21 protein-coding genes are annotated in these 22519 nt (G+C 69.0%); 11 read left to right on the forward strand and 10 right to left on the reverse strand.

The genetic code is table 11. The features are described 5' to 3' along the window. Positions 1 to 2 precede the first annotated feature (2 nt). From HEP73_RS08355 to HEP73_RS08365, 3 genes are all read left to right on the forward strand, one after another. The gene (locus HEP73_RS08355; protein ID WP_185822833.1) at positions 3 to 170 is read left to right on the forward strand and encodes a hypothetical protein; all 168 of its coding nucleotides are present in this window, start codon (positions 3 to 5) and stop codon (positions 168 to 170) included. Between the two features lie 75 nt (positions 171 to 245). Next, on the forward strand, positions 246 to 641 hold the full coding sequence (locus HEP73_RS08360) for a ribosomal maturation YjgA family protein (protein ID WP_185822834.1): 396 nt from the start codon (positions 246 to 248) through the stop codon (positions 639 to 641). Continuing rightward, entirely contained in the window at positions 638 to 1297 is a 660-nt protein-coding gene (locus tag HEP73_RS08365) for a hypothetical protein (RefSeq protein WP_185822835.1), read from the forward strand. The genes HEP73_RS08360 and HEP73_RS08365 overlap by 4 nt, the downstream gene beginning before the upstream one ends. Before the next feature lie 46 nt (positions 1298 to 1343). Here HEP73_RS08365 and HEP73_RS08370 read toward each other — a convergent pair whose 3' ends face one another. The 5 genes from HEP73_RS08370 to HEP73_RS08390 all read right to left on the reverse strand — a co-directional run bounded on the left by HEP73_RS08370 (position 1344) and on the right by HEP73_RS08390 (position 6673). After that, positions 1344 to 1658 carry an EthD family reductase gene (locus HEP73_RS08370; RefSeq protein WP_185822836.1) on the reverse strand — a complete coding sequence of 105 codons (315 nt, stop codon included), beginning with the start codon at positions 1656 to 1658 and terminating at the stop codon, positions 1344 to 1346. Between the two features lie 434 nt (positions 1659 to 2092). Further along, positions 2093 to 2449: an immunity 22 family protein gene (locus HEP73_RS08375; RefSeq protein ID WP_185822837.1), complete on the reverse strand. Its 357-nt coding sequence runs from the start codon at positions 2447 to 2449 to the stop codon at positions 2093 to 2095. Between the two features lie 151 nt (positions 2450 to 2600). Continuing rightward, complete coding sequence (locus HEP73_RS08380; RefSeq protein ID WP_185822838.1) at positions 2601 to 4094, reverse strand: CoA-acylating methylmalonate-semialdehyde dehydrogenase; 1494 nt, start codon at positions 4092 to 4094, stop codon at positions 2601 to 2603. Positions 4095 to 4119: 25 nt separating this feature from the next. Next, positions 4120 to 5232 (reverse strand): alanine dehydrogenase, encoded by a 1113-nt coding sequence (gene ald / locus HEP73_RS08385; RefSeq protein ID WP_185822839.1) that lies wholly within the window; start codon positions 5230 to 5232, stop codon positions 4120 to 4122. Between the two features lie 64 nt (positions 5233 to 5296). Continuing rightward, complete coding sequence (locus HEP73_RS08390; protein WP_458309661.1) at positions 5297 to 6673, reverse strand: aminotransferase class III-fold pyridoxal phosphate-dependent enzyme; 1377 nt, start codon at positions 6671 to 6673, stop codon at positions 5297 to 5299. A 260-nt stretch (positions 6674 to 6933) separates the two neighbouring features. Here HEP73_RS08390 and HEP73_RS08395 point away from each other — a divergent pair, with 260 nt between their 5' ends. Next, on the forward strand, positions 6934 to 7482 hold the full coding sequence (locus tag HEP73_RS08395; protein WP_185815986.1) for a cupin domain-containing protein: 549 nt from the start codon (positions 6934 to 6936) through the stop codon (positions 7480 to 7482). 88 nt (positions 7483 to 7570) lie between these two features. Beyond that, positions 7571 to 9073: an aldehyde dehydrogenase gene (locus HEP73_RS08400; protein ID WP_185815987.1), complete on the forward strand. Its 1503-nt coding sequence runs from the start codon at positions 7571 to 7573 to the stop codon at positions 9071 to 9073. Between the two features lie 305 nt (positions 9074 to 9378). Here HEP73_RS08400 and HEP73_RS08405 read toward each other — a convergent pair whose 3' ends face one another. After that, positions 9379 to 9849: a DUF1203 domain-containing protein gene (locus HEP73_RS08405; RefSeq protein ID WP_185822840.1), complete on the reverse strand. Its 471-nt coding sequence runs from the start codon at positions 9847 to 9849 to the stop codon at positions 9379 to 9381. 227 nt (positions 9850 to 10076) lie between these two features. Continuing rightward, positions 10077 to 10670 (reverse strand): hypothetical protein, encoded by a 594-nt coding sequence (locus tag HEP73_RS08410; RefSeq protein WP_185822841.1) that lies wholly within the window; start codon positions 10668 to 10670, stop codon positions 10077 to 10079. Between the two features lie 447 nt (positions 10671 to 11117). Here HEP73_RS08410 and fdhD point away from each other — a divergent pair, with 447 nt between their 5' ends. From fdhD to HEP73_RS08430, 4 genes are all read left to right on the forward strand, one after another. Continuing rightward, the gene (fdhD, locus tag HEP73_RS08415) at positions 11118 to 11957 is read left to right on the forward strand and encodes a formate dehydrogenase accessory sulfurtransferase FdhD (RefSeq protein WP_185822842.1); all 840 of its coding nucleotides are present in this window, start codon (positions 11118 to 11120) and stop codon (positions 11955 to 11957) included. After that, on the forward strand, positions 11954 to 14302 hold the full coding sequence (locus tag HEP73_RS08420) for an FdhF/YdeP family oxidoreductase (protein ID WP_185822843.1): 2349 nt from the start codon (positions 11954 to 11956) through the stop codon (positions 14300 to 14302). Before fdhD ends, HEP73_RS08420 begins: the two co-directional genes overlap by 4 nt. Further along, positions 14292 to 14540, forward strand: a complete 249-nt coding sequence (locus HEP73_RS08425; protein ID WP_185815992.1) for a hypothetical protein — start codon at positions 14292 to 14294, stop codon at positions 14538 to 14540. The genes HEP73_RS08420 and HEP73_RS08425 overlap by 11 nt, the downstream gene beginning before the upstream one ends. Positions 14541 to 14615: 75 nt before the next feature. Further along, the gene (locus HEP73_RS08430) at positions 14616 to 15896 is read left to right on the forward strand and encodes an MFS transporter (protein WP_185822844.1); all 1281 of its coding nucleotides are present in this window, start codon (positions 14616 to 14618) and stop codon (positions 15894 to 15896) included. 13 nt (positions 15897 to 15909) lie between these two features. On the opposite strand, the gene HEP73_RS08435 is transcribed toward HEP73_RS08430, so the two are convergent. The 3 genes from HEP73_RS08435 to HEP73_RS08445 all read right to left on the reverse strand — a co-directional run bounded on the left by HEP73_RS08435 (position 15910) and on the right by HEP73_RS08445 (position 20097). Next, complete coding sequence (locus tag HEP73_RS08435; protein WP_185822845.1) at positions 15910 to 17214, reverse strand: diguanylate cyclase; 1305 nt, start codon at positions 17212 to 17214, stop codon at positions 15910 to 15912. 103 nt (positions 17215 to 17317) lie between these two features. After that, positions 17318 to 18625, reverse strand: coding sequence for an NAD(P)/FAD-dependent oxidoreductase (locus tag HEP73_RS08440; protein ID WP_185822846.1), 1308 nt, complete (start codon positions 18623 to 18625; stop codon positions 17318 to 17320). Positions 18626 to 18717: 92 nt separating this feature from the next. After that, complete coding sequence (locus tag HEP73_RS08445; protein ID WP_185822847.1) at positions 18718 to 20097, reverse strand: glutamine synthetase family protein; 1380 nt, start codon at positions 20095 to 20097, stop codon at positions 18718 to 18720. A gap of 259 nt (positions 20098 to 20356) precedes the next feature. On the opposite strand from HEP73_RS08445, the gene HEP73_RS08450 reads away from it, so the two are divergent. Together HEP73_RS08450 and HEP73_RS08455 are read left to right on the forward strand one after the other, a co-directional pair. Then, positions 20357 to 21112 carry a gamma-glutamyl-gamma-aminobutyrate hydrolase family protein gene (locus HEP73_RS08450; RefSeq protein ID WP_185822848.1) on the forward strand — a complete coding sequence of 252 codons (756 nt, stop codon included), beginning with the start codon at positions 20357 to 20359 and terminating at the stop codon, positions 21110 to 21112. Positions 21113 to 21125: 13 nt separating this feature from the next. Beyond that, entirely contained in the window at positions 21126 to 22505 is a 1380-nt protein-coding gene (locus tag HEP73_RS08455; protein WP_185815998.1) for a glutamine synthetase family protein, read from the forward strand. The last annotated feature ends 14 nt before the right edge of the window (positions 22506 to 22519 follow it).

Consider the following 22519-nt stretch of genomic DNA (forward strand, 5'->3'; position numbering starts at 1 on the left):
AGTTGGTGTGTCCGGTGTGCTGCCACGGCTGGCTGCTGAACCAGGCCAGCGCCGAAAGCAGGCTGCAGGCCGTGCCGATCCCGTTCCACCAGCGCTGGGGGTGGCTGGTGATGCTGGTGCTGGCGGTGCTGATCGCCGCGGCGGCGCTGTTGCACGGGAGCGGCGCCTAGCGGTCGCGCCAGGCTGCCGTCGTCATCGCCACGCCAGTCTGCTGTAATGCGCGGCCCTGCCGCCGACACGTCGCCATGCCCGTTTCCGCAACCGGACGCCGCCGCCTGTGGTTGAGCGCCGCCATCGTGGCGACGATCGCCGCCGGATTGGCGTCGCGGCAGTTCCCATGGTTGCTGCCGTCGTGGCTGGGCAAGTTTCCCGGCGATGCGCTGTGGGCGCTGATGGTCTACCTCGGCCTGGCGTGGCTCGTGCCCCGCGCGCGGCCGCTGCGGGTGGCGGTCGTGGCATTGGCCGTGTGCTGGCTGGTGGAAGCGTCGCAGTTGTACCGCGTGCCCTGGCTGGACGCGCTGCGCGCCACCACGCTCGGGCACCTGGCCTTGGGTTCCACGTTCGTGTGGCTGGACCTGCTCGCCTATGCGGTGGGCGTGGCTGTCGGCGCGTGGCTGGACCGGTGTTGCGCGCGCCGATGAACGCGGTCCAGGATCCGAGGAAATCCATCATCGACGTCCTGGCCGCCGGCTTCGCGGCGCATGGGTTTGTATTGAAGCGCGGCCGCGCATTCGAGAAAGCCGGTGCCGACGGCCTGTTGTATCGCTACAACGTCAACCTCTCGAAAAGGAAGGGCTGGCACGCGCTGCACCTGACGCTCGAGGTGCTGGACCGGCCATTGATGGCCGAGGTAAACCGCATCCTGGCGCGGGTGCTGGACGACGATTCCTACGACTATCCGGACAGCTGGTCGCGGAAGATCGTAGAGTCAACCAAGGCCGGCCGGATCCGCAACCAGGTCGTGGCCGGACTGACCGACTGGCGTGAACTGAGAGACGCAGGCGAGAGCCTGCAGGACTTCAATGGCCGGTTCTCGCTGTGGTTGTATGCGTTCGACGACATCGGAGAAAGGGCCGACTGGCGCGAACAGCTGTCCACCAGTATCGAACTGTCCGTGCGTTGGTTCGAGAGGGCGGGTACCCTGGAATGGATCATCGAAAACACCGAACTGCCGGCGCTGTACCTGCTCAAGCGCCAGGGCCGGGACCCGGAACTGGCGGAGAAATACGCGTATCTGCAGCAGCGCGTCGCGGACCGCAAGGAACTCGCGCTGTTCTGCAAGTGCCTGAACCTCTAAGCGCGATCAGGAAGGCCGCTGCGCCAACGCGAAGCGGCCGCAGCGCTCAGTCGACCACCACCTCGCTGATCTGCATCACCGGGGTCAGGTCGGTGTAGTTCTTGATGTCGCCGAGGATCTCGTCGGCATGCGGGCCGAAGCCGGCCTGGAACGCTTCCACCGAGTCGCTGTAGATGTGGCACATGCCGACATAGGTCGGATCGCTGCCGGGTGCGCCGCCGGACAGGCCCTTGTCCACGGTGTAGCGCTTGCAGGCCGCGCCCATGCGCGCCTGCAGCAGCGGCATGTGCGTGTCGCGGTAGTAGGCGTGGTCGAAACGGGCGCCGGGCGTATACGGGTACATCACGCTGACCTTGATCATAGAGCGACTCCTGTGGCTGTGGCGGTAGGGTATGCATGCTGCGTAAGTCGTGTCAGGCTACACCCTCGCGCTGGTATGCCCGTGCTGCGCTGCGGCGGCAACGCGCTGCTGGAAGATTTGCCGCCTCGGCAGTGCACCGTTACCGCGCCTCGCGTGTGGACGGCTCAGGCCCGAATGGATGCACCGGGACCCCGCTGCCGGGCTACATCGGCATTGATCAGCAAAGACAGAATGTCCCCATCACCGGTCCATCTCCGCCTCATGGCCAGGAGTTTCGGCAATGCCCCGGCGCTGCGGCCACCTGGGCCTGCGGTCTGCCTCGACGATCGCATGTGTGCCGTGTCGTCTTGCGACTGGGCGTCGTCGAAGCGACGAATCGCCTAAAATTTCGCGCCGGATCGAATCTGGGCAAGACGCAGCGCTGGCCCGAATGGTCAGGCGGCGTAGTCGAACGAACCGATGTGTCTCACCGAGGCGCCAGCGGGATGGTTCGGCTGGTTTGGCGCAAACACGCAGATCGCCGCATCCGCCACGATGCTGCCATCCACTTCGTGCCGCCATTGATCCCAGTACGAAGCGTCGGACAGCAGTTCGTTCAACTTTTCAGGGATTCCCGATGCGGAAATGACCGCCTCGATGCAAGCGGGTTCGCAACGGCTCAGCCCGATCTCGCGCATGAATGGCGACGCTACGCCGTCGCCATCCTCGGTATAGGTCCGATCGATGTAGCCTCGCAATTCTTCCATGGTGGCGAATCTGCCACTGGATACGAAGACGTGAACGATGGGCATAGGGGCAATTTGCCGGGCAAACGAATCCGACCGTATCACGAGGCGCAGCCATCTGGCAGGGGAATGCGCTCGGTGATTCCGTCATGGCGTTCGTCGATGATTCCGGTACCTTCAGCGCGAACAAAAAAGTTCTTCGGCGTGGGGTGCGCTGTTACCGCATCGTCGGCATCGCGAACTCGGCATCGCGCGCCGCCGCCGGCCAGCGCGCGGTGACAGTCTTGAGCCTGGTGTAGAAGCGCACGCCGTCGGGGCCGTGCACGTGCAGCGGACCGAACAGCGAGCGTTTCCAGCCGCCGAAGCTGTGGAACGCCATCGGTACCGGGATCGGCACGTTGATGCCGACCATGCCGGCCTGCACGCGCCGGGCGAAGGCGCGCGCGGCGCCGCCGTCGCGGGTGAACACCGCCGCGCCGTTGCCGTATTCGTGCGCGTCGATCAGCTGCAGCGCGGCTTCGGCGTCGGCCACCCGGACCACGCACAGCACCGGGCCGAAGATCTCTTCGCGATAGATGCGCATGTCGGCGCGGACGTGGTCGAACAGGCTGCCGCCGAGGAAGAAGCCATCGGCCGTGGCCGGCGTTTGCGCGTCGCGCCCATCCACCACCAGCGTGGCGCCGTCGGCCACGCCGCTGTCGATGTAGCCGCGCACGCGTTCGCGATGTGCGGCGCTGATCAGCGGGCCCATGTCCGGTTCGTCGGTGCCGGCGCCGAGGCTCAGCGCGGCTACGCGAGGGGCCAGTTTGGCGACCAGCGCATCGGCGACCGCATCGCCAACGCACACCGCCACCGAGATCGCCATGCAGCGTTCGCCGGCCGAGCCGTAGCCGGCACCGAGCAAGGCGGACACGACGTCGTCCAGGTCGGCGTCGGGCAGTACCACCAGGTGATTCTTGGCCCCGCCCAGCGCCTGCACGCGCTTGCCCAGCGCACTGCCGCGCGCATACAGGTCGGCGGCGACCGGCGTGGAGCCGACGAAGCTCAGCGCCTGCACCTGCGGGTGCGCGAGCAGCGCGTCCACCGCCGGTTTGGCGCCGTGCACGACGTTGAATACACCATCCGGCAGGCCGGCCTCGTGCAGCCAGTCGGCCAGCAACAGCGAAGCGGACGGATCGCGCTCGGACGGCTTGAGCACGAAGCTGTTGCCGCAGGCCAGCGCCACCGGCAGCATCCACAGCGGCACCATCGCCGGGAAGTTGAACGGGGTGACGCCGGCGACCACGCCCAGCGGTGCGTACTCGCTCCACGAATCCACGCCGCGGCCGACATCGACCGAGTGCTCGCCCTTGAGCAGGTGCGGAATGCCGCAGGCGAATTCCACCACCTCCATGCCGCGGGTGACCTCGCCGCGCGCATCGGACACCACCTTGCCGTGCTCGGCGCTGATGCAGCGGGCCAGGGTGTCGGCATGCCGTTCGAGCAGGTCGCGGAAGCGGAACATCACCCGCGCGCGCTGCAGCGGCGGGGTCGCGGCCCAGGCCGGGAACGCCTGCGCGGCGGCGGTCACCGCCATGTCTACAGCATGCGCGTCACCCAGCGGCACGCGCCGTGCCACCGCGCCGCTGGCCGGGTCGAACACTTCGGCGTAGTCGCCGCTGCGGAAATCGACGCGGCCGCCGCCGATGTAGTGGGACAGTGTTTCGGTCATGGTCGGTGGTCCTCGAAGGAAAAGCTCAGCCCAGCGCGTCCAGCGGCCGCACGAAATCCTCGCCCAGCGCCTGCGCCACCGCGCGGTGGGTGAGCTTGCCGGCGTGCACGTTGAGGCCGTTGCGCAGGTCCTGGTCGTCGCGCAGCGCCTGCAGGCCGTGTTCGGCCAGCTGCAGCACGAACGGCAAGGTGGCGTTGGTCAGGGCGAAGGTGGAGGTGCGCGCGACGCCGCCAGGCATGTTGGCCACGCAGTAGTGGACGATGCCGTCGACCTCGTAGGTCGGCTGCTGGTGGGTGGTGGCGTGGCTGGTCTCGAAGCAGCCGCCCTGGTCGATCGCCACGTCCACCAGCACCGAGCCCGGCCGCAGCAACGCCAGCTGCGCGCGCGACACCAGCTTGGGCGCGGCGGCGCCGGGGATCAGCACCGCGCCGATCACCAGGTCGGTGTGCGGCAGGCACTGCTCGATCGCATCGCGGGTGGAGTACAGCGTGGTCAGCTGGTGGCCGTACAGTTCGTCCAGGTACTTGAGCCGTTCCAGCGAACGGTCCAGCACCGTCACCCGCGCATGCAGGCCCATCGCCATGCGCGCGGCGTTGATGCCGACCACGCCGCCGCCGATCACCAGCACTTCGGCCGGCTTGACCCCGGGCACGCCGCCGAGCAGCACCCCGGAGCCGCCTTGCGCCTTCTCCAGCGCGTGCGCGCCGGCCTGGATCGCCATGCGCCCGGCGACCTCGCTCATCGGCGCCAGCAGCGGCAAGCCGCCGTTGCCGTCGGTGACGGTCTCGTAGGCGATCGCGGTGCAGCCGGAGCGCAGCAGCGCGCTGGCCTGGGCCGGATCCGGCGCCAGGTGCAGATAGGTGAACAGCAATTGCCCCGGGCGCAGCAGCGCGCATTCGTCCGGCTGCGGTTCCTTGACTTTGACGATCATGTCGGCCTGCGCGAACACGCTGGCCGCGTCGTCGGCCAGACGCGCGCCGGCGCGTTCGTAGTCGGCATCGGTCAGGCCGATGGCCTGGCCGCCGTCGCGCTGCACCAGCACCTGGTGCCCGTGCAGCACCAGTTCGCGGACGCCGGCCGGGGTCAGCCCGATCCGGTATTCGTGGTTCTTGATCTCTTTCGGGACGCCGACCAGCATGAGCGGTTCTCCAGGCATGCGGCGCGCGTGGGGAGCGCGGAGCGGGTTGGGATGAGGGCGGGGATCAGGGCGTGGTGCGGATCATGTCGGCGAGCACCGCGAAGATGCGGTCGATGTGCTCGCGCTCCACGATCAGCGGCGGCGACAGCGCGATGGTGTCGCCGGTGACGCGGATCAGCAGGCCGGCGTCGTGGAAGCAGCGTTCGAAGATCTCGTAGGCGCGCGCGCCGGGCGCATCCTTGCGCGGCGCCAGTTCGATCGCGCCGATCAGGCCGAAATTGCGGATGTCGACGATGTGCGGCAAGTCCTTCAGCGCATGGATCGCCTGCTGCCAGTAGCCGCCCAGTTCGATCGCCTTGTCGAACAGCTGCTCTTCCGCATAGGTGTCCAGCGTCGCCAGCGCGGCGGCGCAGGCCAGCGGATGGCCGGAATAGGTGTAGCCGTGGAACAGGTCGATGGCGCCGGCCGGGCCGTGCGCGAACGCATCGTGGATGGCGTGCGAGACGAACACCGCGCCCATCGGCACGCAGCCGTTGGTCAGCCCCTTGGCGGTCGTCATCAGGTCCGGGGTGACGCCGAAGCGCTGCGCGGCGAAGGCCTTGCCGACGCGGCCGAAGCCGGTGATCACCTCGTCGAAGATCAGCACGATGCCGTGCTTGTCGCACAGCTGGCGGATGCGCTGCAGGTAGCCGAGCGGCGGCAGCACCACGCCGGCCGAGCCGGAGATCGGTTCGATGATCACTGCGGCGATGGTGGAGGCGTCGTGCAGCGCGACCAGCCGCTCCAGATCCTCGGCCAGCTCCACGCCGTGTTCGGGTAGCCCCTGCGAGAACGCGTTGCGCTCGATGTCCAGGGTATGCCGCAGGTGGTCCACGCCGGCCAGCAGCGGACCGAACCACTTGCGGTTGTTGGGCAGCCCGCCGACCGAGATGCCGCCGAAGCCGACCCCGTGATAGCCCTTCTCGCGGCCGAGGAAGCGGGTGCGCTGGCCCTCGCCGCGGGCGCGGTGGTAGGCCAGCGCGATCTTCATCGCGGTATCGACCGACTCGGAACCGGAATTGGTATAGAACACGTGGTCCAGGCCCGGCGGGGCGAGTTCGACCAGCCGTTCGGCGAGCACGAACGGCAGCGGCGAGCCCATCTGGAAGGTCGGCGCGAAATCCAGCGTGGCGATCTGCCTGGACACCGCCTCGACGATGCGCGGCCGTGCGTGTCCGGCGTTGCAGCACCACAGCCCGGCGGTGCCGTCGAGGATCTGGCGCCCGTCCACGTCGCGGTAGTACATACCCTCGGCCGAGGCCAGCAGCCGCGGTCGCGCCTTGAACTGGCGGTTGGCGGTGAACGGCATCCAGAACGCGTCCATGCCGTCCGGCGCCTGCGTGGCCTGGGCGGCGTAGCGATCGGCCAGCGCCTGGGAGGAGGGGGGCGACTCGGTACTCATCACAGGCTCCACGGGCGAGAGGTGTTGAAAAAACTTTACACCAACCGGGCGCGTGGCGGCGGGTGGGCCTCCGCCGCCGCGGCGGCGCATCCCGGCCGTGCCGCCGCCGGTTGCATAGCGCCGGAACGCACGAAACGGCGCCACGACAGGTCCGTGCAGGCGCGCATGCCGGCAGCCACGCGCGGCTGCCGGCAAATTGACCGCGAGGGCCGGCTGTGTAAAGTATCCGGCAACACCGCCAAGGCCCTCCTGATCACGCGATGGATATCGGCGCCCGCCTGCATCGGGTTCGCACCGCCCACGGATTGAGCCAGCGCGAGCTGGCCAAGCGGGTGGGCGTGACCAACAGCACCATTTCGCTGATCGAACAGAACAAGGTCAGCCCCTCGGTGAGTTCGCTGAAGAAGGTGCTGGACGGCATTCCGATCTCGCTGGCCGATTTCTTCACCCAGGACCTACAGATCGGCCCGGCCGATGCGCCGTTCTATGCCGCCGACGAACTGCCCGACGTGGGCAGCGACGGCATCCACTACTACCTGGTCGGGCAACACCGTCCGCAGCGGCAGATGTGCATCCTGCGCGAGGTGATGCCGCCGGGCAGCGACACCGGCACCGCGATGCTGGTGCACGAAGGCGAGGAGGGCGGCGTGGTGGTGGCGGGCGAAGTCGAGATCACCGTCGGCACGCAGGTGCGCGTGCTGCGCGCCGGCGAGGGGTACTATTTCGAGAGCCGGGTGCCGCACCGGTTTCGCAACGTCGGCAGCGAGGCGGTGGTGATCGTCAGCGCCAACACTCCGGCCACGTTCTGAGCGCCGCCTGCGCCGCGGCGCGCACGCCCGCCTCGCCGCGACCGTACCACCCGCAGATCCGTTCCTTCCTTCCGATCCGGAGCTTCCGATGACCGCACCCCGCACCCGCGACGCATGGCAGGCGATGGCCGACGCGCTGCACCTGCGCACCCAGGCCTTCATCGACGGACGCTACGTCGCTGCGGCCAGCGGCAAGACCTTCGACTGCATCAGCCCGATCGACGGCCGCGTGCTCGGCCAGGTCGCCGAGGGCGGTGCCGAGGACATCGAGCGCGCGGTCGCCGCGGCGCGGCGCAGCTTCGATGCCGGGCACTGGTCGCAGGCCAGGCCGGCGCAGCGCAAGAAGACCCTGATCAAGCTGGCGCAGCTGGTCGAACAGCATGCCGACGAGCTGGCGCTGCTGGAGTCGCTGGACATGGGCAAGCCGGTGCGCGACGCGCGCAGCGTGGACGTAGCGGCCACGGTGCGCTGCCTGGCCTGGACCGGCGAGGCGCTGGACAAGCTGTACGGCGAGGTGGCGCCGACCGGGCAGGACGAGTTGGGCCTGATCACCCGCGAACCGCTGGGCGTGGTCGGCGCGATCGTGCCGTGGAATTTCCCGCTGCTGATGGCGGCGTGGAAGATCGCCCCGGCGCTGGCGGCGGGCAATTCGGTGGTGCTCAAGCCCTCGGAGAAATCGCCGCTGAGCGTGCTGCGCCTGGCCGAACTGGTGGCCGAAGCCGGCATCCCCGATGGCGTGTTTAATGTGGTGCCCGGTTTCGGCAAGAGCGCCGGCGAACCGCTGGCGCTGCACATGGACGTGGACGGACTGGTGTTCACCGGCTCCACCGCGGTCGGCAAGCGCCTGCTGCAATGCGCCGGGCTGTCGAACATGAAACGCGCCTACATGGAATGCGGCGGCAAGAGCCCGAACCTGGTGTTCGCCGACGCGCCGGACCTGGAGCAGGCGGCGCAGGCCGCGGCCGGCGCGATCTTCTACAACCAGGGCGAGGTCTGCACCGCGGCCTCGCGGTTGCTGGTGGAGCGCTCGATCAAGGACGACTTCGTCGCCCGCGTGGTCGCCGCAGGGCGCGCGCTGCAGCCGCGGCATCCGTTCGACGACGACGCGGCGATGGGCGCGCTGGTGGACGAGGCGCAGACCCATCGCGTGCTCGACTACATCGCGCGCGGCAACGAGGAAGGCGCGCGGCTGCTGCTCGGCGGCAAGCGCGTGGAGGTGGTCGCCGGCGGCTGCTACGTGGAGCCGACCATCTTCGACGAGGTCGGCCACGAGCACACCATCGCCCGCGAGGAGATCTTTGGCCCGGTGCTGTCGGTGATCGCCTTCGACGACGAAGCGCACGCGTTGCGCATGGCCAACGACAGCGACTACGGCCTGGCCGCGGGCGTATGGACCCGCGACATCGGCCGCGCGCACCGGGTGGCGCGCAAGCTGCGCGCCGGCAGCGTGTGGGTGAACTACTGGGACGGCGGCGACATGACCGCGCCGTTCGGCGGCTACAAGCAATCGGGCAACGGCCGCGACAAGTCGCTGCATGCGTTCGACAAGTACACCGAGATGAAGGCGACCTGGATCAATCTGGCTGTGTGAGCCGGGATTGGGGATTCGGGAATGGGGATGACCAGCCATTCGGCTGTGGAAAAGCGGGAATTCGCAAGTGCGCCGCACCTGCGCTTTTCTGTAGGAGGGGCTTCAGCCCCGACGCCTTACCGGTAACGCGTCGGGGCTGAAGCCCCTCCTACAGGAAGCGCTTGGCTAGAACCATAAAAAAGCTTTTTTAGACGTGGCATTTTTCCGCAATCGCTTGACGGCGATTTGCCGCAGGACATCATCCCGAATCCCGAATCCCGAATCCCGAATCCCGAATCCCGAATCCCGAATCCCGAATCCCGAACTCAAACCCGCTCCACGCGGCAGGCGAAACAGCCCTGGCGCGCATTGTGCAGATGCAGGTAGCGCACGCGCGGATCGGCGAAGGCCTGCACGATCGCCGCCGCGACGGTTTCGCCGGGATGCACGTCGGCGGCAAGCAGCATGTCGTCGGCGTCGTAGCCGCGCAGCGAGATCAAGCGCCTGCGGATCGCGTCGGGCACGTGGTCCGGTGCCAGCGTCGCAGTCTGCACGTGGCGGCGCACGTAGATCGGCCCGGCGGCGCGGTATGGCGTGTCGGCCGGCTGGTGCAGGTAGTGCAGCAGCAACAGTTCTTCGCCGGGTTGCGCGTCTTCCAGGCTGATCCGGCACGGGAAGCCCGGGGTCTGGTCGGCGCGGACGCGGCGCGCGCCGTGCGCGTGCAACTGCGCATCGTCGAGTGCGAACAGCGGTGCGAACGGCGCGGCGGGCAGGCCGATGCAGACGAAGCTGGACATGTGCGCTCCAAGAGGCGATGGAGCGCATAGCGTGCCCGCGGTCGCGGCGCCGCGCTGGCCGGATTCGGACGTGGCAGCGGCCGCCGGCCAGGACGAAAGGCCCCAGCCTGGCGCCGTCGCATGCGAGCGCCTCGATCGGGCACGACGCCGGTTGCAACCAATGCCGTCGCTACGCTCGGCCCGGTCGCGCAAGCGCGGGGCAGGGCGTGCGTGCCGGTTGCGCGGCCTCAGTTCGGCACGTACTCGGCAAAAGTGACCGGATGTTTGGGATCGGCGGCATCCACCTTGTCTGCGGTCTTCTTCAACGCATCGGCGTCCGGCGCCGGATCCGAGTTCAGCTGCCAGCTCTGGCGGATGCGCTTGTGGAACAGCCAGGTCTTGCGCTCGGGGTCGTAGCGGAAGGTAATGAAGTAGGTCCAGTGCTGGCCGCAGGAGACGCCGTTCTGCACGGTGAAGTAACGGCCCTTGGCCGCGAACGGATCGTCGCTGTCGGTGAACGGATCGCACTGGCCGCCATCGTCGCGCTTGAGCACCACGTGGTCGTTGCGCGCGGCCAGCCGGTAGTGGCCGTCGGCCTGCTGCACGAAGATCAGCAGCGGCCGTGCCGGCGCCGGTTCGCGCTCGGCTTCGCCGCGTTGCTGCAGCGCCACCAGATAGTCGGCGCGGCCGTCACCGTCGAGATCGGTGCGCAGCTGTTCCAGCGGCAGGTAGCCGGCCGGCAACTGGCGCTGCACGTCGGCGGGCAGGTCGGCGGCGCGTGCGGCCTGCGTGGCGAACAGGCAAAGAGCGGCGGCAAGACCGTGGCGGAGCAACATGGACATCGTGGGGCCATCCAAAGCGAGGGGCGCAAAGCCTAACCGACCGCGCCCAGCTATGGGCGATCGACACTGCCCGGTCCAGCTGACCTGCGCTGTGCGCAAGCGGCGGCGTGGCACTTCGCTTGCAGTCTGTTCGCACCCCGTGTCGCCAAGCACGCGGCAGGCCAGGTGCTGCGCCGCCGCATGCGTGGCTTTGCCGCATCGCAGCACCGAACCGGCACGATCTCACGGCGTCGTGCACCCTGGCGGGTATGCTGTGCGGATTGTTGTGGCCGTTTTTCCAGCGCGTAGCCCGGACCTCGGGCAGGCTGGCGGCGGGCCGCGCACTGGCGCAGGATAGGCCGTCCGCCACTGCCGGTCGGACTGGCGATTGAGGCGACCAGGCAGTTGGCATCTGGCTTGCAGTGCAGAAGGCGATCGTGTTGTTCCACTGAATGGGGGGCGTACACCATGTACTCGCGTGCGTCTTCCCGGCCCGGCGCCGTCGCGCGCGGTGTGCGCCGCCATCGCGACGGGCGTACCGCGCTTACCCAGGATCTGGTGGCGGCCGAGGTGCCGGTGGCGTTCGCCTACAACGGCGAACCGTTCGTGGTGATGATGGCGACCCCGGAAGACCTGCACGACTTCGCGTTGGGTTTCTCGCTCAGCGAAGGCATCGTCGAGGACCCGACGCAGTTGCAGGTCGTCAGCGTGGACACCTTCCTGGAAGGGGTTTCGCTGCAACTGCAGATCCCGCCCGCGCATGCCGCGGCCCTGCTGGCGCGACGCCGCAACCTGCACGGCCGCAGCGGCTGCGGGGTGTGCGGCAGCGAATCGATCGAGGCGGTGCTGCGCGCGCCGCGGCCGCTGCCGGCCGGCGCCGCGATCGCGCCGGCGGCGCTGGCGCGGGCGTTGCGCGAGCTGCGCCAGCAGCAACCGCTCAACGCGATCACCGGCGCCACCCACGCCGCGGGCTGGGCTGACGCCGATGGTTGCGTGCAGCTGGCACGCGAGGACGTCGGCCGGCACAACGCGCTGGACAAGCTGATCGGCGCGCTGGCCACGGCCGGCGTGGACCCGGCCAGCGGTTTCGCCGTGGTCACCAGCCGCGCCAGCTACGAGATGGCGATGAAGGCCGCGCAGGCCGGCATCCCGCTGCTGGCTGCCATTTCCGCACCTACCGCGCTGGCGATCGCGCTGGCCGACTCGGCCGGCCTGACCCTGATCGGTTTCGCCCGCGACCACGACTATGTCGTCTACAGCCATCCGCAGCGCCTGACCCAGGCCGAGCACGCCGGAGAGCCCGCATGAGCAAGAAAACCATCCAACCCTATACGCAGCCGGCCGGCGGTTGGGGCGCATTGCGCGCCGTCGCCACCCACCTGCTGCAGCAGGACGTGGCGGTGCAGGGTTCCAAGACCCTGCTGCACGTGAACCAGCCCGACGGCTTCGACTGTCCCGGCTGCGCCTGGCCCGACCGCGACCACACCTCGACCTTCGAGTTCTGCGAGAACGGCGCCAAGGCGGTGGCCGCCGAAGCCACCGCGCGCCGCGCCACGCCGGAGCTGTTCGCGCAGCACAGCGTGACGCAGCTGGCCAAGTACAGCGACTACTGGCTGGAAGGGCAGGGCCGGCTGACCCATCCGCTGCGCTACGACAGCGCCAGCGACCATTACGTGCCGGTGAGCTGGGACCAGGCGTTCGCGCTGATCGCCACGCACCTCAACGGCCTGGCCTCGCCGGACGAGGCGATCTTCTACACCTCCGGGCGCACCAGCAACGAGGCCGCGTTCCTGTACCAGCTGTTCGTGCGCGAGTTCGGCACCAACAACTTCCCCGACTGTTCGAACATGTGCCACGAGCCGTCGGGTACCGCGCTCAAGTCGCAGATCGGGGTCGGCAAGGGCACCGTGTCGTTGCACGATTTCGAGCTGGCCGATGCGATCTTCATCTTCGGCCAGAATCCCGGCACCAACCATCCGCGCATGCTCGGCGAGCTGCGCCAGGCGGCCAAGCGCGGCGCGGCGATCGTGTCGTTCAATCCGCTGCGCGAGCGCGGGCTGGAGAAGTTCGCCGATCCGCAGGACAAGCTGCAGATGCTGCACAACGGTTCGACGCGGATTTCGTCGGATTATTTCCAGCTGAAGATCGGCGGCGACCTGGCCGCGGTCAAGGGCATCATCAAGCACGTGCTGGAGCGCGATGCCGAGGCCGCGCGCGCGGCGCAACCGCGGCTGCTGGATCTGCCGTTCATCACCCAGCACACCGCCAACTTCGATGCCTTCGCCGCGGACGTGATCGCCGAGCCGTGGGCGACCATCGTCGAGGAGTCCGGGCTGAGCGAGGCCGAGCTGCGCCACGCCGGCGAGATCTACCTGAAATCCGAACGGCTGATCGCCTGCTGGGGCATGGGCATCACCCAGCACAAGCATTCGGTGGCCACGATCCACATGATCGCCAACCTGTTGCTGCTGCGCGGCCATCTGGGCCGCCCCGGCGCCGGCGCCTGCCCGGTGCGCGGCCACAGCAACGTGCAGGGCGATCGCACGATGATGATCTACGAGAAGCCGCCGGCCGCGTTCCTGGATCGGCTGCAGCAGGTGTTCGGTTTCGATCCGCCGCGCGCGTCCGGGTTCGACACGGTCGGCGCGATCGAGGCGATGGGCGACGGCCGCGCCCGGACCTTCTTCGGCATGGGCGGCAACTTCGCCACCGCCACCCCCGACACCGACGCCACGCACCGCGCGCTGCGCCGCTGCGACCTCACCGTGCACGTGACCACCAAGCTCAACCGCAGCCACCTGGTGCACGGCCGCGACGCGCTGATCCTGCCGTGCCTGGGGCGCACCGAGATCGACATCCAGGAGGGTGGGCCGCAGAGCGTCAGCGTCGAGGATTCGATGAGCATGGTGCACCTGTCGGCCGGCATCAATCCACCGGCGTCGCCGGAGCTGCTGTCGGAGCCGGCGATCGTCGCGCGCCTGGCCGAGGCCACGCTCGGCGCGCGCAGCGCGATCCGCTGGCGCTGGCTGGTGGCCGACTACGACCGCATCCGCGAGCTGATCGCGCAGGTGTTCGAGGATTTCGCCGATTTCAACACGCGGGTGCGGGTGCCCGGCGGCTTCCGCCTGTCCAACACCGCACGCGACCGCGTGTGGGACACGCCGGAAGGCCGCGCGGTGTTCAAGCCGCACGCGGTGCCCACCGACAATCCGATCCACCGCGCGCGCCGCCAGCGCCCGGAGCAAGTGGTGTTCACCCTGGCCACCACGCGTTCGCACGACCAGTACAACACCACCATCTACGGCCTGGACGACCGCTACCGCGGCGTGTTCGGCGAGCGCCGGGTGCTGTTCATCAACGCCGCCGACATCGCCGACCTGGGCCTGCAGGCCGGCGCCTGGGTGGACCTGGAGAGCCTCGGCGAGGACGGCGTGCAGCGCCAGGCCAAGCGTTTCCTGCTGGTCGAGTACAACATCCCGCGCGGCTGCCTGGCCGCGTACTACCCGGAAACCAACGGCCTGGTGCCGCTGTCCAGTTTCGCCGACGAGGCGCGCACGCCGACCTCCAAGTCGATCCCGGTGGTGGTGACCCCGCACCTGGCCGACGCCGCCGACGCGGCCCCGCGCGACATCGGCGTGGCGCTTGTCCGCTGATCCAGCGCTGACCCAGGCGCTGTTCGAGGCGTTGGCGCCGGAGCCGGAGGGGGTCGCCCTGGCGCGGCTGTGCAAGCGCCTCGGCGTGCGCATGAGCGTGCTGCTGCGCACCCTGGCCTGGCTGGGCGAGGCCACCCTGGACGGGCGTGCGGGACCGGGCTGGATCCGGGTGGAGACGCGCGGCGAGCGCGAGGTGGCGGTGCTGACCGCCGCCGGCCGCGCGCAACTGCCGCGCTGAACGCCATGCGGCGTGGCGCTGCGGCGCCGCGGCCGATCTGCCAGAATCGGGCGGTTTTCCATCGATGCCGCTTCCATGACCGCTGCCGCGCTTCCCGCTTCGCCCGTCAATTCGCCGCGCCGCGTGCTGTTGGCCAGCCTGGTCGGCACCACCATCGAGTTCTTCGATTTCTACATCTACGCCACCGCCGCGGTGCTGGTGTTCCCGAAGCTGTTCTTCCCCGAGGGCGACGCCGACGCGGCGCGGCTGCAGTCGCTGGCCACGTTCGCGGTGGCGTTCGTGGCGCGGCCGGTCGGCTCGGCGCTGTTCGGCCATTTCGGCGACCGCATCGGGCGCAAGGCGACGCTGGTGGCGGCGCTGCTGACCATGGGCCTGTCCACGGTGGTGATCGGCCTGTTGCCCAGCTACGCCAGCATCGGCATGTGGGCGCCGGCGCTGCTGGCGCTGTGCCGCTTCGGCCAGGGCCTGGGCCTGGGCGGCGAATGGGGCGGTGCGGTATTGCTGGCCACCGAGAACGCGCCGCCGGGCAAGCGCGCCTGGTATGGCATGTTCCCGCAACTGGGCGCGCCGCTGGGTTTCCTGCTGTCCTCCGGGATCTTCCTGCTGCTCGGCGCGGTGCTCGACGATGCGCAGTTCATGCGCTGGGGCTGGCGCATCCCGTTCGTGGCCAGCGCGCTGCTGGTGGTGACCGGGCTGTGGGTGCGCCTGCGCATCCACGAGACCCCGGATTTCCAGAAGGCGCTGGAACGCAACGTGCGGGTGGCGCTGCCGATGTGGACGGTGCTGTCGCGGCACGCCGGCGCGCTGCTGCTCGGCACCTTGGGCGTGTTCGCGACCTTCATGCTGTTCTATCTGATGACGGTGTTCGCGCTGGGCTACGGCACCGCGGTACTCGGCTACGGCCGCGAGCAGTTCCTGCTGCTGCAGATGGTCGGCATCCTGTTCTTCGCCGCCGGCATTCCGCTGTCGGCGCACTACGGCGACCGCTTCGGCACGCACCGCGCGATGATCGCGGCCGGCGTCGTCATCGTCCTGTTCGGGCTGGGCTTCGCGCCGCTGTTCAGCGCCGCGCATCCGTGGCAGCTGCTGGTGTTCCTGTCGCTGGGCTCGTTCTTCATGGGCCTGACCTACGGGCCGTGCGGCACCTTGCTGGCCGAGCTGTATCCGGTGCAGGTGCGTTACACCGGCGCCTCGATGTCGTTCAACCTGGCCGGCATCATCGGCGCGGCGCCGGCGCCGTACGTGGCCAGCTGGTTGGCCAAGCACTACGGCCTGCCATGGGTCGGCTACTACCTCAGCGCCGGCGCGGCGTTGAGTCTGCTGGCGCTGCTGGTGATCGGCGCCAGGCGCCGCTGAGGCCCCCGCGCGCTCAGGCGGCGTGCTCGACCCGGTTGCGGCCGCCGGCCTTGGCCAGGTACAGGTGCTTGTCGGCCTCGGCCAACAGCGGATGCAGCGCATCGCGGCGCGCGTCGCTGCTGCACACGCCGATGCTGATGGTGATGCGCAGGGTCTGCCCACCCGCCTGCACCTGCAGCGTATCGATGCGCTGGCGCAGGGTCTCGAAATAGGCGCTGGCCGCCGCCGCGTCCAGGCCCGGCACCAGCATGCAGAATTCCTCGCCGCCGAAGCGCGCCACCAGGTCCTGTGGGCGCGCATGCGCGGCCACCGTGGTCGCCACCGCGCGCAGCGCGTCGTCGCCGGCCTCGTGGCCCCAGCTGTCGTTGATGTGCTTGAAGTGGTCGATGTCGAGCATCGCCACGCTGACCGTGTCGCTGCGCGCCAGCCATTGCGGCAGCAGGCGCTGGCTCTGTTCCAGGAAATGCCGGCGGTTGGGCAGGCCGGTGAGGAAGTCGCGCGTGGCCAGGTCCTGCAGCGTGCCGATCAGTTCCAACTGGTCCACGTTCTGCGACACACGGCAGAAGAATTCTTCGCGCGAAAAGGGTTTACGCAGGAAATCGTTGGCGCCGTTCTTGAGGAAGCGCGGCACCAGCGACGGGTCTCCGTTGCCGGACAGGCCGATCACCGCCAGCTTGTCGCGGGCGCGGATCGCGCGCAGCCGGCGGGTGAATTCCACCCCTTCCATGCCCGGCATTTCCTGGTCCACCACCGCCAGGCGGATCGCCGGATTGGCCTCCACCGCCTTCAGTCCGGCGGCGCCGTCGGCGGCTTCCACCACCTGGTAGCCGTACATCGACAGCAGGCTGGCGGCGTAGGCGCGGGCCGAGCGCGAATCGTCCACCACCAACGCGGCGATGCTGCGGTTGCGCGCCAGCCGCTGCACCAGCCAGGCCAGGTAATCGATGCTGCCGGGCGCGTTCTTCAATACGAAGTCGATGATCTGCTGGGTCAGCACGCGCTTGCGCAGGCTTTCGTCGTAGACCCCGCTGACCACCACCGTGGGCAGGCCGCGGGCGACGAAGAAATCCACCACCGTGTCGCGGTCGCCGTCGGCCAGCACCAGCCCGGTCAGGGCCAGGAACCAGGAGCCGCCATCGTCCAGCGCATGCGCCGCTTCGGCCAGGGTCGAGACCACGGTGACCGGCAGTTCCACCCGCTGCTCGATCGCCTCGCGCAGCAGGCCGGTGAATGTGCGCGAATTCTCCACCAGCAGGATGCGCTGCTGCGTAGCCGCGCTTTCGCTGGCGATCGGGTAGGCCGGCAACGGTTGCAGCATGCGAGCCGCGCAAGGCGCCCTTGGGAAGTAGACCTGAGTTAGCGGCCGTGCCGCCGGCAACTTTAGGCCGTCCGGCGGCGGGCGCATGCCGCCGGCGCGGCGCTCACCACAAAGCGTCGCGCAGCTTGTACCAGGACATCGCCGCCACCAGCAGCGGCGTGCGCAGCGCACGGCCGCCGGGGAACGGCGCGTGCGGAATCCTGGCGAACAGGTCCAGGCGCTGCGACTGCCCGGCGATGGCCGCGGCGATGGCGTCGCCGGCCAGGCCGGTGGCGGCCACGCCATGGCCGGAAAAGCCCTGCGCGAAGTACACGTTCGGGGTCAGCCGGCCCCAGTGCGGGGCGCGGTTGCGGGTGATGTCGACATAGCCGCCCCACACGTAGTCCAACTCGACCTGGCGCAGCTGCGGGAACACCCGGCGCATGCGCCGGGTCATGACCCCGCGCAGGCCCGGCGGCGGCAGCGAGGAGTAGCTGGCGCGGCCGCCGAACAGCAGGCGGTGGTCGCGGCTGAGGCGAAAATAGTCCAGCGCCCAGTTCACGTCGGCCACCGCCATGTCGTTGCCGATCAGTTCGCGCGCCAGTGCCGCGCCCAGCGGTGCGCTGGCGCCGATGTAGGTGCCGACCGGCATGATCCGCGATTCCAGTTCTGGCGCGATGCCGCGCAGCCAGGCATTGCCGGCCAGCACCGCGAAATCGGCCTGCACCTCGCCGTGCGCGCTGCGCAGGATCGGCCGCGCGCCACGCACCAGCGCGGTCACCGGCGAGTGCTCGTAGATGCGCACGCCGGCGGCCAGCGCCGCGCCTGCCAGTCCGTGCGCGTATTCGAGCGGGTGCAGGTGGCCGCTGGCCGGGTCGTACATCGCGCCCAGGTAGCGCTCGCTGCGCAGGTGCTGGCGCAACTGCTCGCGGTCCCACCACTGCAGCGGATAGTCGTAGCGCTGCGCCATCTCGACGATACCGGCCTGCAACGCACGCACCTGGCGCGGTTTGATCGCCACGTGCGCATGACCGTCGCGCCAGTCGCAGGCGATGGCATGGCGCTGGATGCGGTCGCGCAATAACCGCATGCCGTCGCGCGAGAAATCGAACAGCAGCCGCGCCTCGGCATGGCCGAGCAGCGTTTCCAGCGTGTGCTGCTCGCAGCCGTAGCCGACGATGGCCTGGCCGCCGTTGCGTCCGGACGCGCCCCAACCCACACGCTGCGCTTCCACGATCGCTACCTGGTAACCGGCCTCGGCCAGCGCCAGCGCCGTGCTCAGTCCGGTATAGCCGGCGCCGAGAATGCACACGTCGGCCCGCACCTGCCCGTGCAACGGCTGCTGCTGCGGCAGCGGCGTGGCGCTGTCGGTGTACCAGTTGGAGCCGGGACTGGGGACTTGGGACTCGGGACTCGTGGAAGAGCGGGTCATGGTGGCGAGTTGCTGGGAAGGGGGATCATGGGGTCAGCCTCCGGATGCTTGGCGTTTGCTTTTTCGATTCCCCATTCCCGATTCCCGGCTTTTCACACCGTGCGTAAGTACCATCGGTAATCCAGGTCGCTCACCTGCGCATGGAAATCCAGCATCTCGCGGTGTTTCTGCTGGCCGTAGACGTGGCGGAAGCGGGTGCCGAACCGGTCGGCGACGAAGTCGCTGGCGAGGAAGCCGGCGATCGCGCCGCGCCAGTCCGGATGGCGGATCTGGGTCTGTTCGTAGGCGTTGCCCTGCACCGGCGGGCCGGGGTCGAAGCCATGTTGCAGGCCGTGTTCGATGCCGGCCAGCACCGCCGCGGCGACCAGGTACGGATTGGCGTCGGCGCCGGCGATGCGGTGTTCGATGCGGGTATTGGCCGGATCGCTGTACGGCACCCGCATCGCCACGGTGCGGTTGTTGAAGCCCCAGCTGTCGTTGAGCGGCACGAACGCATTGGGCACGAAGCGGCGGTAGCTGTTGGCGTGCGGGGCGAACAGCAGCAGGCAGTCGTCGGCGCTGCGCTGCAGGCCGCCGATGGCGTGGCGCAGCGCGTCGGCCGGCGCCTGCGCGGTGCCGGCGAAGACGTTGTCGCCGGCTTCGTCGAGCAGGCTCACGTGCAGATGCAGGCCGCTGCCGGACTGCGCGGCGAACGGCTTGGCCATGAAGCTGGCGAGCAGGCCCTGCTGCTGCGCGATCGCCTTGATCGCGCGCTTGAGCATCAGCGCGTCGTCGCAGGCGGCCAGCGCGTCGCCGCGATGCTTGAGGTTGATCTCGAACTGGCCGGGCGCGTACTCGGCGACCGCGGTATCGGCGGGAATGCCCTGCGCACGGCAGGCCTGCGCGACCGCGTCGGTGAAGCCGCGCTGGTCGTCCAGTTCCTGCATGTAATAGACCTGGGTGCTGTCGTTGCGCAGCCCGGTGTGCGCTTGCAGCGGCGGCTGCGGCCGGCCGTCGGCGTCGGCGCGCGGATCGAACAGATAGAACTCCAGTTCCACCGCGATCACCGGGGTCAGCCCGCGCGCGCGCAGCCGCGCCAGCACCCGCGCCAGCACTTCGCGCGGCGCGAACTCCAGCGGGTCGCCGGCTTCGTTGCGCATCGCCAGCAGCAACTGCGCCGAGGGCACCGGTGCCCACGGCACCGGCTGCAGCGTGCCGGGGATCGGGAAGCACAGCCGGTCCTCGTCGCCGATGTCGTAACCCAGGCCGGTTTCCTCGACCGTATTGCCGGTGATGTCGGTGGCGATCAATGACATCGGCAGGCACACGCCGTCGCGATAGACCTTTTCCAGCGCGTCGCGGGCGATGCGCTTTCCGCGCAGCAGGCCATTGCTGTCCGGCAGCAGCAGGTCGATCTGTTCGCAGCCGGGGATGCGCTGCAGGGCCTGGGCGGCGTCCGGGGGCAGGGGCGGAGCGTCGTGGGTGCGGGTCATGAGGGCGGCCTGCGGGAGTGCGACGAGCTTAGCAGAGCCGGGTTCGCGTCAAGAATACTCAACAGGCGCGATGCGCCGGACCGGGAGTGCATGACGCGCGCTGTGTGAGCGTAGCTGCTACTTCGTCCTGTAATAAAGCGCGTGGTGCTTGCTGTGAGCGCAACCGGCAGATGCCGGCCCGCCGCCGTGCACCGTCGCGGCGTGTTGTAAAAATAAAACGCCCGGGGTAACTTGCGGCGACGCCACACGAGTTCTTCGCATGGCTGTATCGCCACTGGTCGGCCTGTCGACCGACCGCAAGCTCATCGGCCAGCATCCGTTCCTGGCCGCTGGAGAAAAGTATCTGCGCGCCGCGGTCGATGGCGCCGGGGTGACGCCGGTGCTGCTGCCGTCGCTGCAGCCGCCGGTTGCGCCGTGTGACTGGCTGGCGCGGCTGGACGGCTTGCTGCTGACCGGCGCGGTCAGCAACATCGAACCGCATCACTACGGCGACGAATCCAGCTGGCTCGGCAATCCGCACGATCCGGCGCGCGACGCCAACATGCTGGACCTGATCCCGCAGGCGATCGCGCTGGGCCTGCCGATCCTGGCGATCTGCCGCGGCTTCCAGGAAGTCAACGTCGCCCTGGGCGGCAGCCTGCACCAGAAAGTGCATGCGGTGCCCGGGCTGTCCGATCATCGCGAGGACACGCAGGCCGCGCTGGACCTGCAGTACGCGCCGGTGCACGAGGTGACCCTGAGCGAGGGCGGCTGGCTGGCGGAAATCGCCGGCAAAGAGCGGGTGCGGGTCAACTCGCTGCACGGGCAGGGCGTGGCCCGGCTCGGAGGCGACCTGATCGTGGAGGCGCGCGCGCCGGACGGATTGATCGAGGCGTTCCGCGGGATCGGTCCCGGCTTCCTGCTGGGCGTACAGTGGCATCCGGAATGGCGCGTCCTCGACGACCCGTTCTACCTGGGCATCTTCCAATCTTTCGGCGATGCCTGTCGCCACTACGCGGCTCGCCGCACGCACTGAATCGAATTCCCCCATGGCCAGACCGCGCTCGCGCAAGAACACCCCCGAACAGCAGGAAAGCTCGCTGCGCCGTTGGCTGAAAGATCGCCACATCACCGAGGTCGAGTGTCTGGTGCCGGACATCACCGGCAATGCGCGCGGCAAGATCATTCCCGCGGCCAAGTTCTCCCACGACTACGGCACGCGCCTGCCCGAAGGCATCTTCGCCACCACCGTCACCGGCGAGTATCCCGACGATTATTACGACCTGACCTCGCCGTCGGACTCGGACATGCAACTGCGCCCGGACCCGGACACGGTGCGGATGGTGCCGTGGGCCACCGACCCGACCGCGCAGGTGATCCACGACTGCTACACCAAGGACGGCCAGCCGCACGACCTGGCGCCGCGCAACGTGCTGCGCGGCGTGCTGCAGGCCTATGCGGAGCTCGGCCTGAAGCCGGTGGTCGCCCCGGAACTGGAATTCTTCCTGGTGCAGAAGAACACCGACCCGGACTTCCCGCTGCTGCCGCCGGCCGGGCGCTCGGGGCGGCCGGAGACGGCGCGGCAGTCGTACTCGATCGACGCGGTCAACGAGTTCGACCCGATCCTGGACCTGATGTACGACTACTGCGACGCGATGGAACTGGACGTGGACACCTTGATCCACGAATCCGGCGCGGCGCAGCTGGAGGTCAACTTCACCCATTCCGATGCGCTGTCGCGCGCCGACCAGGTGTTCCTGTTCAAGCGCACGATGCGCGAGGCGGCGATGCGCCACGGCGTCTACGCCACGTTCCTGGCCAAGCCGATGGAGAACGAGCCGGGCAGTGCGATGCACATCCACCAGAGCCTGGTCGACAAGAACGGCAAGAACGTGTTCAGCGGACGCCGCGCCGGCGAGTACAGCCGCACCTTCGGGCATTACCTGGCCGGCCTGCAGAAGTACGTGCCGATGGCGATGGCGGTGCTGGCGCCGAACGTCAATTCCTACCGCCGGCTGATGTTCGGCGAGGTGTCGCCGAGCAACGTGCTGTGGGGCTTCGACAATCGCACCTGCGGGCTGCGGGTGCCGATCGACACGATCGAGAACATGCGGGTGGAGAGCCGCTTCGCCGGCTCCGACGCCAATCCGTATCTGGCGATGGCGGCGACGCTGGCCTGCGGGTTGCTGGGCATCCGCGAGAAGCTGGAGCCGACCGCGCCGATCAGCGGCAACGGCAAGGAGATGGGCTATCAGTTGCCGCGCTCGCTGGGCGAGGCGCTGGACGAGCTGGAGCGGTGCACGCCGCTGCAGGAGATGCTGGGGCCGCGCTTCGTGCGTGCCTACATTTCGGTCAAGCGCAAGGAATACGAGACGTTCTTCCGGGTGATCAGTTCGTGGGAGCGGGAGTTCTTGTTGTTGAACGTGTGAGTTCGCTCTTGCTT

The sequence above is a fragment of the Xanthomonas sp. GW genome (assembly GCF_014236815.1).
GTDB lineage: Bacteria > Pseudomonadota > Gammaproteobacteria > Xanthomonadales > Xanthomonadaceae > Xanthomonas_A.